Origin of the sequence: Aestuariicoccus sp. MJ-SS9 (genome assembly GCF_032586235.1) — a bacterium.
Classification (GTDB): Bacteria; Pseudomonadota; Alphaproteobacteria; order Rhodobacterales; family Rhodobacteraceae; genus Aestuariicoccus.
Genome location: NZ_JAWHTD010000008.1, coordinates 21,713 through 33,885, shown reverse-complemented (window position 1 = coordinate 33,885; position 12,173 = coordinate 21,713). Strand labels below are relative to the sequence as shown.

Below are 12,173 nucleotides of genomic sequence, written 5' to 3'. Positions count from 1 at the left end.
GCCGCATGTCTCTGCTTTCGCGACTTTTCGGCGGTGGTGGTGGCTCGAAAGAGCCCGCATCCGCCGAGTCGGTGGAATACAAGGGCTTTCGCATCACGCCCGAGCCGATTTCAGAGGGCGGGAATTTTCGCATCGCCGCGCGGATCGAAATGGATGTGGAGGGCGAGACCAAGACCCACCATCTGATCCGCGCCGATGTGGTCAACGACCGCGATGCGGCCGAAGAGGCGTCGCTGCGCAAGGCGCGGCAGATCATCGACGAGCAGGGCACGCGGATATTCGGCTGATGCGCGGCGGGGTTGGGGGATGAGCGCCCTGCTCGGATGGCTGCAACGCCTGTCCTGGATCATCGTTTTGCTGCTCTGCGCGACGCTTGGGCTCGCGCCCTTCGTGCCCGAACCGCATGTCTGGGAAAAGCTGAAGATGCTGGCGGCGGGCGAACTGGCCCGGCCGGCCGATATCTTCGATCTGCTCTTTCACGGCGCGCCCTGGGGGCTTCTGGCGCTCAAGATCGTCGTCACGCGCCGCAAGGTGTGACGCGCCGCCCCGTCGGGGACAGCGCAGCGCGCTCGCTGAAGGGGTCTAGTTGACCGGCATCAGGAACACTTCCTGCACATTGGCGCGGGCGTCGGCATTCAGCGCATAAAGCACGGCATCGGCCACGTCCTCGGGCTTCAGCTTGTCGGGCTTGGCCTCGTCGAAGAAGGGCGTGTCGACCATGCCCGGCGCGATCACCGTGCAGCGCCCGCCGAAATCGCGCATTTCTTCGGCCAGGTTGCCGCCGTAGCCGTGCACGAACCATTTCGACGCGCCATAGACCGAGCCCTTGATGTGCCGCCGCCCGGCGGCGGACCCGGTCAGCAGCAGATGGCCCTTGGTCTTTTTCAGATGCGGCATGGCGGCCTTGGCGGTCCAGAGCACGCCGAGGATATTGAGCCGCACCAGCCGCTCCCATTCCCCAGGGTCGCCCGCATCAGTCCCGGCGGCCGAGAGGCCGGTTCCCGCATTGGCGAAGGCGGCGTGGACGCCGCCGAAGCGGTCGGCCAATTGGTCGAGCGCCGCGGTTTGCGACGCCAGGTCGCCCGCATCGCCGGGCAGGGCGAGCGCCGCATCGCCCAGCTCTGCCGCCAGCGCCGCCAGCTTGTCCTTGGATCGCGCAAAAAGCCCGACGTTCCAGCCCGCCGCGACGGCGGCGCGGGCGGTTGCGGCCCCGATGCCCGAAGAGGCGCCGGTGATGAAGAGTGTCTTGTCGGTCATGTCGGTCTCCTGTCAGGGGTCCGACACCAACGCGCGGCGGGCGGGCCGGGTTTCATCCCGGCCCGCAACGTTCAGGTCAGATGCGTGTTGAAGAACTCGATCGTGCGCGACCAGCTCAGCTCTGCCGCGGCCTCGTCATAGCGCGGGGTGCTGTCGTTGTGGAACCCGTGGTTCACGCCGGGATAGATATGCGCGGTAAAGTCCTTGCCGTGCTCTTGCAGCGCCGCCTCATAGGGCGGCCAGCCCTCGTTGATGCGGTTGTCGAGCTCGGCGTATTGCAGCAGCAGCGGGGCCTGGATGCGCGGCACGTCCTCGGCCGCGGCCTGGCGGCCGTAATAGGGCACACCCGCGGCCAGTTCCGGATAGGCCACCGCCATCGCGTTGACCACGCCGCCGCCATAGCAAAAGCCCGTGGCGCCGACCTTGCCGGTGGTGTCGGAGTGATCCTTGAGGAATTCGAACGCGGCAAAGAAGTCGTTCATCAGCTTCTCGGTGTCGACTGTGCGCTGCAGCTCGCGCCCCTCGGCATCGTTGCCGGGATAGCCGCCGACCGAGGTCAGCCCGTCCGGCGCCAGCGCGATGAAGCCCGCCTTGGCGACGCGGCGCGCAACATCCTCGATATATGGGTTCAGCCCGCGGTTCTCGTGCACGACGACGACCGCCGGCACCGGCCCTTCGACATTGGCGGGGCGCACCAGATAGCCGCGCACCTCGCCATGGCCGTTGGGCGAGGGATACATGATGTATTCCGGCAGGATGTCGGGATCGGTGAAGTCGACCTGATGCGCCAGGGCGTAATCGGGCGACAGCATGTTCAAAACCGCGGCGGCGGTAAGGCCCGCTGCGGTAAACCGCCCGGCCCGTTCGAGAAATTCGCGCTTGGTGATGTGGCCGTGGGCGTAATAGTCGTAAAGATCAAGCAGTTCCTGATCGAAGTCGGCGGCGGTCATGCGCTTGGGTGCGGTGTGTTCGTTCAAAGTGGCCTCCCTGTCTGGCTGCGGCGTCCGGTTCGGTGACCAAGCCGCTGCGTCAAAAGGTAGCGCTGTCGAAAGAAAGGAAAGGGTCGTGTCGCAACAGACCGAATTTTCCATCCCGACGCGGGGTCCGGGGCTTTACGAATTCACCTCTGAGGTGGCGGGATGGGTGCGGGGCACCGGGCTGCTGACGCTTTTTGTCCGGCACACCTCGGCGAGCCTTCTGGTGCAGGAAAACGCCGATCCCGAGGTGCGGACCGATCTGACCGCCTTCTTTCACCGCCTGGTGCCGCCCAGCGACGATCCGTCGATGGCGTATCTGACCCATACCTACGAGGGTCCCGACGATATGCCCGCGCACATCAAGGCGGCGCTGCTGCCGGTGTCGCTGTCGATCCCGGTGACCGACGGCAGGCTGGCGCTGGGCACCTGGCAGGGCATTTATCTTTTCGAGCACCGCCGCGCGCCGCACCTGCGCAATGTTGCTGCGCATCTGGGGCCGTGAGGGGGTGCGGGCCGCGACCGGCGTCTGCCCGTGGGGTGGCGCTGCAACCTGAGTTCTCAGCGCTTTATCCCAGCCAAGTAATTGCGCCGAAAGAGCGGCGCGCCTGCATCTGCCAAAGCGCCAGCCCGCCGGGACGGGCAGGCGCTGGTCGCGGCGGCCTGCGGCCTTGATTCCGCGACTTGGGGTGCGCTGAACGAACGCCCGCCTGCCGACAGTTGACTTAACCGCGCCGCCGCCCGACGCTGCGGCATGACCGACCCGATCCTGACCTCTGACGCCTATATCGCCGCCCGCGCCGGCGACGTCTCGGACTGGTGCGCGACCATCTTCGACTATGGAGAACCCGCCTGGCGCGAATACCGCTCGGCGGGCTGGTATGTTGCGCGGCTGAGGGCCGAGGGCTTTACCGTCGAAGAAGGCTCGGGCGGGATGCCCACGGCCTTCTGCGCAGAATGGTCGAACGGGCCGGGGCCGGTCGTGGGGATGTACGCCGAATACGACGCCGTGCCGGGCAATTGCCAGGCCGCCGCCCCCGAACCGCGCCCCCGCGACGGGCTGGGCGTGATGGCCGCCGGGCACACCGACCCGCATTCCGGGCTGGGGATCGGCGCGCTGGCGGGACTGCTGGCCACCAAGGCGGCGATGGAGCGGCACGGCATCGCGGGCGGTCTGCGCTTTACCGGCGAGCCGGCGGAGAAGGTGCGCGGCTCGAAACCCATCCACGCCGCCAAGGGCTATTACGACGGGCTGGCGGCGATGCTGTCCTTCCATCCGTTCTACATGCTGCCGCTCTGCAACACCGTGCGCTGGGACACGCAATGCGGCGCGGCCTATTCCTTTGTCTATCGTTTCGAGTGCGACGCGCCGCAGCTCTGGGGCGCGACCGACGGCGCGCCGATCCCGCAAAGCCATTCCGACATCCGCGCCCCCGGGGCAAACGACGCGCTGATGCTGACCTACCAGAACGCCCGCGCCCTGCGCGACGCGATGCTGCCCCATCGCGGCGGCTGGTCGGTGTCCGAGGCGATCCTCGCCACCGGGCAGGCCACCGCCGACAACCTGCCGGCCCTGCGCGCCGATCTGCAATACATGATCCGTGTGCCCGACCTGGCGATGGCCGAGCAGATCACCGCGCAGCTCGACCGGGTGGCCGAGCATGCCGCCGCCATGACCGGCTGCCGGGTTCGCAAGATATGGGTCAGCAAATCCCGCCCCGGGCTGACCAACCACGCCATGGCCAAGGCGGTCTGGCAGGCAATCGAGGCTGTGGGACCACCGGTCTGGGACGAGGCGGCGCTGGCGCTGGCGCGTCAGGTGCAAACGGCCTGCGGCACGGCCCCGATGGACGCGCCGCTGATCCCCGAATGCACGAGCCTCATCGCGCCCGAACGGGCCGAGGCGATCCTGCGGCGCGACCTGCCGCCGCGCCAGGCCAACAGCACCTCGGACGATTACACCGACATGACCTGGCACACCCCCACCGCGCGGTTCTACATCGCGCGGCCCGCGCTGCGGGGCGGGCCTTATCCGCCTTGGGCGATGAACGCTCTGGGCGGGATGCCGCCGCTGATCGACGCGATGGTGCAAACGGCGGCGCGGGTGCTGTCGCGGGCGGCGCTGCGGGTGCTCTTGGACGCCGCACTGCGCGAGACCGCTGAGGAGGAATTCCGACGGCGGCGCGAGGAGGGCGGCGACATCCCGCCGCTCTGCGATTACGATCCGCCGGTCGATCTGCCCTGGCCCGAATATGTCGAAACCCCGCGCGGGCGCGGCTGGCATATCCCGGGCTGATCCCGGCGCGCCCGGCCTGAAATCAGTATTCGCCCCCGCATCTTGGGGCTGCATTTCCCCTCTACCCAAATTCTGGCGGCTCCCCTATAGTGGCTGTGGATAAGAGGGGGCCAACCCCCTTCCATGAGGCAGGAAAAGCAGACAACAAGAACGAGGGGGACGGCTCATGCGCTGCCCGTTTTGCGGAAACATCGACACCCAGGTGAAGGATTCCCGGCCCGCCGAGGATCACGTCAGCATCCGGCGGCGTCGCTTCTGCCCGGCCTGTGGCGGGCGCTTCACCACCTATGAACGCGTGCAGCTGCGCGACCTCGTGGTGATAAAAACCAACGGCCGGCGTGAGGATTTCGACCGCGACAAGCTGGAACGCTCGATCCGGATCGCCTTGCAGAAACGCCCCATCGACCCCGAGCGGATCGACCAGATGATCTCGGGCATCGTGCGGCGGCTCGAGAGCATGGGCGAGACCGACATCCCCTCCAAGCAGATCGGCGAGATCGTGATGGAAACCCTGGCGCGGATCGACACCGTGGCCTTTGTCCGCTTCGCCAGCGTCTACAAGAACTTCCAGGAAGCCGACGACTTCGACAAGTTCGTCAGCGAGCTGCGTCCCGAAACCCCGCCCGAGAAGTGAACCCCGAGGACCGCGCGCATATGGCCCATGCGCTGCGGCTGGGCCGCCGCGCCATGGGACGCAGCTGGCCCAACCCGGCGGTCGGCTGCGTGATCGTGCGCGACGGCCGGGTGGTCGGGCGCGGCTGGACCGGCGCGGGCGGGCGGCCCCATGCCGAACCGCAGGCGCTGGCGCAGGCCGGTGCGGCGGCCTGGGGCGCCACCGCCTATGTCACGCTGGAACCCTGTTCCCACCACGGCGTCACCCCGCCCTGCGCCGAGGCACTGATCGACGCCGGGATTGCCCGCGTCGTGGCCCCCGTTGCCGACAGCGATCCGCGGGTCTCGGGCGGCGGCTTTGCCCGGCTGCGCGAGGCCGGGATCGAGGTCACCACCGGCGTTCTGGCGGACGAGGCCGAATACGATCACGCCGGGTTCTTCCTGCGCGTGACCGAAGGACGGCCCTGGGTGACGCTCAAGCTCGCCACTTCGTTCGATGGCCGCATCGCCACGGCCACGGGCGAAAGCCGCTGGATCACCGGGCCGGGCGCGCGCCGGGTGGTGCACGGGATGCGCGCCTGCCACGATGCGGTGATGGTGGGGGCGGGGACCGCGCGGGCGGACGACCCCATGCTCACCGTACGCGGCTTTGGCACCGTGGCGCAGCCGGTGCGGGTGGTGGTGTCGCGGCTCATCGACCTGTCGCTGATGGGGCAGCTGGCGCGCAGCGCGCGCGAGGTGCCGGTCTGGATCTGCCACGGCCCCGACGCCCGGTCCGAGACCCGCGAGGCCTGGGCCGGGCTTGGGGCCGAGCTTTTGCCCTGCGCGCTTTCGGGTCGCCAGGTCGACGCTCGGTCGGTGCTGCGCGCGCTGGGGGGCCGCGGTCTGACGCGGGTCTTCTGCGAAGGCGGCGGCACCCTGGCGGCGACGCTTCTGTCGGCGGGGCTGGTGGACGAGCTGGTGGGCTTTACGGCGGGCGTGGCCCTGGGCGCCGAAGGCCAGCCCGCGCTGGGGGCCATGGGGCTCGATGCGCTGGCCGATGCTCCGCGCTTTAAGCTGATCGAGACCCGCGCGGTGGACGGCGACGTCATGCACCGCTGGCGGCGGCGGTCGGAGCCGACAGGTCAGACCGACAGTCCGAAGTTGTGAGGGGCGCGAAACGCGGCGGGGGCCGGGCCGGTTTTCCATGTTTCCGGAACGGCCGGGGGGGCGGGAGGTCCCGGGTCGAGCCCGGTCCTGTGGCGCGCCGAGCGCGACGAGTAGCGCTCACGAAGCCCCGCCGTCACCGGCCGCAAGGTGGTCTGCGTCGGCGGCGCCCCAGATGCGCCCGTCTGGCCGGTGGCCCTCGTCGCGTCGAAAACCTTGTGCCGGACATTCCCGGCTTGGGAGCAGGCTGCGCGCCTGACTGGTCATGACGACCGGGCGCAGGCACCTTGTTCGCACAACGCGGTCCCGGGCTCGACCCGGGATCTCCGGGCACAGAGATGCGTCCAGCTGGCCGATGCTCTCTTGGCCCCGACCGCCTCTCCGCCCCGGCTTCAGACTGCTCCATGCGAATGGCCACCCGTGACGACCGGGCACGCAGCGATCACAGGCTCAATGCGATCCAGCGCTCGACCCGGGACCTCCGGGCCCAGCCGCCTGTCACCGGCGCCAGAGATGCGCCTGGCTGGCCAGCAGTCCCTGAACCTTCGACAGCGTCCTGTTGAACGGCCCCGGCGCGGGGACCGCGCCGGTGGCGAGGCGTTCGGCGATCACCTCGACCGGGCAGGGCAGGCCGGTCAGCGGGTCGCGGTAGCGCGGGTAGTCGATCAGCGCCGCATGCACCAGCCCGGCCAGGTCGGGCCGGGCGCGGCGGCGCTCGGGCACCGGGCCGAGGTCCGTCGTCAGCCCCCATCCGGCGTAGAACGGCGCGCCCAGCGTCGTGACGGGCACGCCGCGCAACAGCGCCTCGAACCCGGTGAGCGAGGTCAGCGTCCAGACCGCATCGACCCGTCCCAGAAGTGCCGCCATGTCGACGCCTTCGACCACCTTATCCGCCAAGTCCAGCGCATCGGGAACCTTTCCTGCGCGCAGACCCGCCGTGACGTCGGGATGCGGCTTGTAGAGGATCGCGGCCTCTGGATTGGCCTCGCGCGCCGCGCGCAAGAGCGCCGCGTTGGTGCGCAGCTCGCCGCAGCCCGCCAGGATCGAGGCGTCGTCCTCGACCTGCCCGGGCACCAGGATCAGCGGCCCCTCGGGCAGGTCCGACAGATCGGGCAGCGGCGCGCCGGTGTTGTATTTCGACAGGCCCGCGCCAGTCAGCATTCGGATCAGACGCTCGGCCCGGTCGCGCTGATCGCTGCGCAGCTGCGCGCGGGCGGCGATCAGCGCCTCGAGCCGCGAGGGGCGGCTCGGGTCGTAATAGATCCCCAGATCGTCCACCACCAGCGACAGCGGCGGCACCAGTTCGGCCCCCAGCCCGCGCGAGCGCAGGAAACCGTCCTCGACCCGCGCGGCCCGATCGTCCCGGGCCTTGCCCGCCCAGACCATGCGGCGGCGGCCCGTCGCTTCGGCCTTGTCAGCGGCCGCGCCTTCGGCAAAGACCATCTTGCGGTGCTGTCCGAAGAAGCGTTGCAGATGCCCGCGCTTCCAAAGCCGCATGCCCTCGGCGACCCAGCCTGCGCGGTCCTCGCGCCAGGCGCGGGCCTGCGCCTCGAGCGTGGCCAGCACGTCCTCCAGCTCGGCACGGGCGTCGCGACAGGGGTCGTACCACACCGGATAGAGCATCATCGCGGCGGCAAAAAGCTGCGCGCGGGTCAGGCGGCGCTGGCGGCGGGCGAGGGGGGTTTCGTCTTCGCTCAGCCCCCATCCGGCATAGAAGGGCTGGCCGAAGACGCGGGGGCGGTGGCCCGCCAGGATCGCCTCGAACCCCAGCTGGGACGACACGGTATAAACGGCGGTCGCGCCGTCGAGCAGCGCCCAGGGCGAGCAGGGCGCGTCGTGCAGGCTGACCGGGTCGCCGGCATCCTGGGCGGTGAAATGCCCAGCGCGGTGCCCGGCGGCGGTTTCGGGGTGGGTCTTGATCACGATCCGCGCGCCGGGGTTTTCCTCGCGCGCCACAAAGAGCATCTCGAGAAAGCGGTTCCGGTCAGCCCCGCTTGCGGTGACCGAGGCATCGCCCCGGGTCTGGTCCACCACCAGCACATAGCCGGGTTCGGGCACCGGGGCTGCGGGATCGACGGCGGCGTATTTGGTCAGATGGCCTTCTTTCATCCGGGCGATGGCGTCGCGGGCGCGCGCCATCAGCGCGCTGTCGTCCAGCGGATGGGTGGCCAGCAGGGTTTCCAGATCCGACGGTTGGGCGGGGTCGAAATGCACGCCCGCGCCGTCGATCAGCAGACCCAGCGGCGGCTCGCCGTCGCGCCCGGGAAAGAGCGAACGCAGGAAGGCGTCCTCGATGCGCACCAGCGGCGCGTCGTGGCGCGCCGCCACCGTCTCGCCGCGATGCGCGGTGGGCGAGCGGCCCCAGACGCCCACCGCATCGCCGTCTCGCGGCAGGCCCAGCGACACGCGGTAGCCTGCCAGCGACAGGATGCGGCGCAGCCGCCGCCCGGTCAGGAAACCGCCGTTATAGACGCACAAACGCCGGGGCGTTCCGGCCCCGGCGTCTGGCGATGTCCCGTTGCCCGAGGGCAAGCGTGTCAGCCCCCGCTCAGCGTCGTGGCGGCGGTGTCGATGGTGCTGATGGCCCCCAGCGACCCGGTCAGCGCCGAGATCGTCTTGTTCCACTGGGTGAAGGGCGCCTCGGTCACGTAAAGCGTATCCTCGTCGCGGATCACGAAGTCACGGGCCATGAACATGCCGTTGGGCTCGGTCAGATCCAGCACATAGACCATTCGCTGCGCGCCTTGCAGATCGCCGCGGCCCAGCACCTGGTTGGCGATTTCAGCCGGTTCGTTGCGGAAGACGAAGACCCCGGTCGGGTCCGAGGCGGTGGCCACAAGGCCGCCGACCTGCGCGATGGCCTCGACTGCGCTCAGCGTCTGGCTTTCGAACGGCACGCGCGCCTGGGTGCCGGTGGCGCCGAGCGCGGTAAAGGCGCGGGTGTCCTCCTCGACCAGAATGCGGTCGCCGCCGCGCAGGGCGATGTCGAACTCGGGGTTGTCGTAAAGATCCTGGAACCAGATCTTGCCCTTGTGCTCGCCCCGCAGCACGACGACCTGGGCGATCTCGGGCTCGATGGTCAGCCCCCCGGCACGCGCCAGCATGGCCGAGAGCGTGCGCGTGGGCCGCTCGATCGCATAGACGCCCTGACCGCCGACCGCACCCACCAGGCTTACGGTCGAACCGTCGCCGGCAAGGCGGCGCACCTGCACCTGTGGGTCCGGCGTCTGATCCTCGAGCCGGTTGGTGATGATCCGGCGGATCGCCTCGGGCGTGTTGCCCGACGCCTTGATGCGGCCCGCATAGGGCACGAAGATAAAGCCCGACCCGTCGACCTGCACCTCTTCGAGCAGGGTCGAATTGGTCGCCTCGCCGGCCAGAAGACCGTCATCGACGTTTTCCCAGATCGTCAGGCCCAGCGTGTCGCCCGGCTGGATCGTGTCCGATCCGACCACGCCGGCGTTCTTGAACGTATCGGTGAACCCGAGCGCCGGGACCACGGCGGTGGCGCGGGTCACCCGGTCGTTCACGGCGACGATAAAGGCGTCGCCCTCGCGCTGCACCGATCCGGCAAAGATTTCACGTTTGTTGGGGCCAACGCGCGGAAGGCCGCAGGATGCCAGAATCGACACCGCGGCCAGAAGGGCGACGGACTTCGCCCACCGGTTTGAGGGGGTTTTCACTGCTCGGTCTCCTCGACCTGTTTTTGTTCTGCCTCGGTTTTTTGGGTAAGCTACCGAAATGCCGTTGCAAAAGCCAGCGTCGAGGTGAAAGGCCCCTAGCGCACGACGCGCAACTGTTGCCTTGGGGCCGCGGTCCCGCGCCGCAGCGCGTCGTAAGGATCGTCCGCGGCCAGCATCATGTCGACCACCTGGCGCAACAGCTGACGCCGCCCGCGGGCCGAGTAAAACCCGCCCGGCAGCTGCGAGGTCTCCAGCAGATAGCGCCGGTAATCCTTGTAGGCGCGGTTGTCGGGACGGGCCGGGGTGGCAAAGAACTCGGCCAGCGGCTGGTCCGACACGAATTCGGGTTTGGAATAGACCGCATCCCCGAAGACCTTCAGCGGAATGCCCCGCCAGAGCACCTGCTGCGCGGCGGTGGAATTGACCGTGACGGCCGTGCGCGCATCGTTGAGCAGCTGCGCCAGCTTGCCGCCGCGCACGTAATGCACCCGGTCGGCGACGCCGTGCTGGCGGGCGAAACGCCGGATGGCGCGGCGTACCGGCACGCGGCCGTCCTCCAGCGGATGCGCCTTGAAGACCAGGTGATGATGGCCGGGCGCGCCTTTGGCAAAGCCCTCCACCACCAGTTCGAGGAACTCGGTCATGGTGGTGAACGGCGAATGCATCTGGAACGAACTGTCATGCTCCAGCTGCAAGAGCGCCAGGTGATAGGGAAAGCCCCCCAGCCGGATCCGCTGCGTGGCGATCACCCGGTCGGCCCAGGTCAAGGGCATCAGCAAGAGCCGCCGCAGGTAAAGCTGGAATTCCTTGGTCACCGGGATTGCGCGATGCGGGCGGAAGTTGCGGTAATCGCCGTTCCGGAACATCACGAACCAATGATAAAGCGCGCCGTAAAAGATATGCTGGCGCATGTCGCCCCAATGAGCGGGCGGCAGCGGCGCCTCCATGTCCGATTGCGCCAGCGCGGCCTGCATGTCGGCGATGCTCATCTGCATCAGCCGCGAATGCCCGTTCGACCCGCCGCGCTCGTAGGTCACCCAATAGGGGCGCATGTAGCCTTCCTCGAAGACATGCACATTCAGCCCGCGCGTCCGCGCTTCCTCGACCGCCTGGGCGTGGATCGGCCGGGTGTCGCCGTAAAGCACGATGTCTGTGACGCCGCGCGTCTCGATCAGCTCGGCAAAGGCCGCGGGCCAGGCTGCCGCCGCGCCGGTAAAGGGGATGTAGCTTTGAGGATGAAACCAGAACGCCCGGTCGCCCGCGTTGAAGCCCACGCGCCAGACCTCGGCCCCGGTCTTGCGCAGCATCTTGCCCAGTCGGTTGAAAAACGGCCCGTGCGGCCCCTGCAGGAACACGAAGACCCGTTTTTGCCCGGTTGCGTTGGCCATGGCGGCGATTTATTCCCGTGTGGCTGACCTAACTCATAGCGCCGCAGTTCGGCGAAAATAAGGCCCCTCGAAAGGAACCGCCGATGTTCACCGGTATCGTGACCGACATGGGAAAGATCGAAAAGCTCGAACAGCGCGGCGACCTGCTGGCGCGGATCGGCACGGCCTACGACACCGCCGGCATAGACATCGGCGCCTCGATCGCCTGCGACGGCGTCTGCCTGACGGTGATCGCGCTAGGCGATCATTGGTTCGAGGTCGAGATCAGCGCCGAAACCGTCAGCAAGACCAATCTCGACACCTGGGCCGAGGGCCGCCGCGTCAACCTGGAACGCGCCTTGCGGGTGGGCGACGAGCTGGGCGGCCATATCGTGTCGGGCCATGTGGACGGCGTGGCCGAGGTGACCGCGGTGCGCGACGAAGGCGACAGCACCCGCGTCACCCTGCGCGCGCCCGAGGGCCTTGCGCGCTTCATCGCACCCAAGGGCTCGGTCGCGCTCAACGGCACGTCACTCACGGTGAACGAAGTCGACGGCGCCGAGTTCGGCATCAACTTCATTCCTCACACCAAAGAGGTCACCACCTGGGGCAGGGTCGCGGTCGGCGACCGCGTCAACCTCGAGATCGACACCCTGGCCCGCTACGTCGCCCGCCTCGCCGAAAGCCTCTGACCCTCTTCTTCTTGTCCGAAAATACGCCCGCCACGGCCACGCCGCCTGAAAACTTGGGCCCCGCACCGGCCGCCCGGCTGCAATCGACCCCTTCGGCCGGCCCCGATCCCCGCAATCGCGGCATTCTCAAACCCCCGGCCCGTCCG

At 68.7% G+C, this 12,173-nt stretch carries 12 protein-coding genes; 7 read left to right on the top strand and 5 right to left on the bottom strand.

What is annotated here, in order from left to right; all coding sequences use genetic code 11:
- Window positions 1-5: 5 nt before the first annotated feature.
- Both RXV88_RS08055 and RXV88_RS08050 read left to right on the top strand, forming a co-directional pair.
- On the top strand, window positions 6-287 hold the full coding sequence (locus tag RXV88_RS08055) for an HlyU family transcriptional regulator (protein WP_316291816.1): 282 nt from the start codon (window positions 6-8) through the stop codon (window positions 285-287).
- Window positions 288-306: 19 nt separating this feature from the next.
- Window positions 307-537, top strand: a complete 231-nt coding sequence (locus RXV88_RS08050) for an RND transporter (protein WP_316291815.1) — start codon at window positions 307-309, stop codon at window positions 535-537.
- Between the two features lie 45 nt (window positions 538-582).
- On the opposite strand, the gene RXV88_RS08045 is transcribed toward RXV88_RS08050, so the two are convergent.
- Together RXV88_RS08045 and yghX are read right to left on the bottom strand one after the other, a co-directional pair.
- The gene (locus tag RXV88_RS08045; RefSeq protein ID WP_316291814.1) at window positions 583-1,257 is read right to left on the bottom strand and encodes an SDR family oxidoreductase; all 675 of its coding nucleotides are present in this window, start codon (window positions 1,255-1,257) and stop codon (window positions 583-585) included.
- Window positions 1,258-1,328: 71 nt separating this feature from the next.
- On the bottom strand, window positions 1,329-2,207 hold the full coding sequence (gene yghX / locus RXV88_RS08040) for a YghX family hydrolase (RefSeq protein ID WP_316291994.1): 879 nt from the start codon (window positions 2,205-2,207) through the stop codon (window positions 1,329-1,331).
- 115 nt (window positions 2,208-2,322) lie between these two features.
- On the opposite strand from yghX, the gene RXV88_RS08035 reads away from it, so the two are divergent.
- From RXV88_RS08035 to ribD, 4 genes are all read left to right on the top strand, one after another.
- Window positions 2,323-2,736 (top strand): secondary thiamine-phosphate synthase enzyme YjbQ, encoded by a 414-nt coding sequence (locus RXV88_RS08035; protein WP_316291812.1) that lies wholly within the window; start codon window positions 2,323-2,325, stop codon window positions 2,734-2,736.
- A gap of 249 nt (window positions 2,737-2,985) precedes the next feature.
- Window positions 2,986-4,527, top strand: coding sequence for an amidohydrolase (locus tag RXV88_RS08030; RefSeq protein ID WP_316291810.1), 1,542 nt, complete (start codon window positions 2,986-2,988; stop codon window positions 4,525-4,527).
- Window positions 4,528-4,693: 166 nt separating this feature from the next.
- The gene (gene nrdR, locus RXV88_RS08025; RefSeq protein WP_316291809.1) at window positions 4,694-5,161 is read left to right on the top strand and encodes a transcriptional regulator NrdR; all 468 of its coding nucleotides are present in this window, start codon (window positions 4,694-4,696) and stop codon (window positions 5,159-5,161) included.
- Window positions 5,158-6,288, top strand: coding sequence for a bifunctional diaminohydroxyphosphoribosylaminopyrimidine deaminase/5-amino-6-(5-phosphoribosylamino)uracil reductase RibD (gene ribD, locus RXV88_RS08020; protein ID WP_410468807.1), 1,131 nt, complete (start codon window positions 5,158-5,160; stop codon window positions 6,286-6,288). The genes nrdR and ribD overlap by 4 nt, the downstream gene beginning before the upstream one ends.
- A gap of 495 nt (window positions 6,289-6,783) precedes the next feature.
- On the opposite strand, the gene RXV88_RS08015 is transcribed toward ribD, so the two are convergent.
- The 3 genes from RXV88_RS08015 to RXV88_RS08005 form a co-directional block, all read right to left on the bottom strand.
- Window positions 6,784-8,763: a capsular polysaccharide biosynthesis protein gene (locus RXV88_RS08015; protein WP_316291805.1), complete on the bottom strand. Its 1,980-nt coding sequence runs from the start codon at window positions 8,761-8,763 to the stop codon at window positions 6,784-6,786.
- Between the two features lie 59 nt (window positions 8,764-8,822).
- Window positions 8,823-9,968, bottom strand: a complete 1,146-nt coding sequence (locus tag RXV88_RS08010) for a polysaccharide biosynthesis/export family protein (RefSeq protein WP_316291804.1) — start codon at window positions 9,966-9,968, stop codon at window positions 8,823-8,825.
- A gap of 95 nt (window positions 9,969-10,063) precedes the next feature.
- Window positions 10,064-11,356 (bottom strand): capsular biosynthesis protein, encoded by a 1,293-nt coding sequence (locus RXV88_RS08005; protein ID WP_316291803.1) that lies wholly within the window; start codon window positions 11,354-11,356, stop codon window positions 10,064-10,066.
- Between the two features lie 83 nt (window positions 11,357-11,439).
- Here RXV88_RS08005 and RXV88_RS08000 point away from each other — a divergent pair, with 83 nt between their 5' ends.
- Window positions 11,440-12,027: a riboflavin synthase gene (locus RXV88_RS08000; protein ID WP_316291802.1), complete on the top strand. Its 588-nt coding sequence runs from the start codon at window positions 11,440-11,442 to the stop codon at window positions 12,025-12,027.
- Window positions 12,028-12,173: the final 146 nt, after the last annotated feature.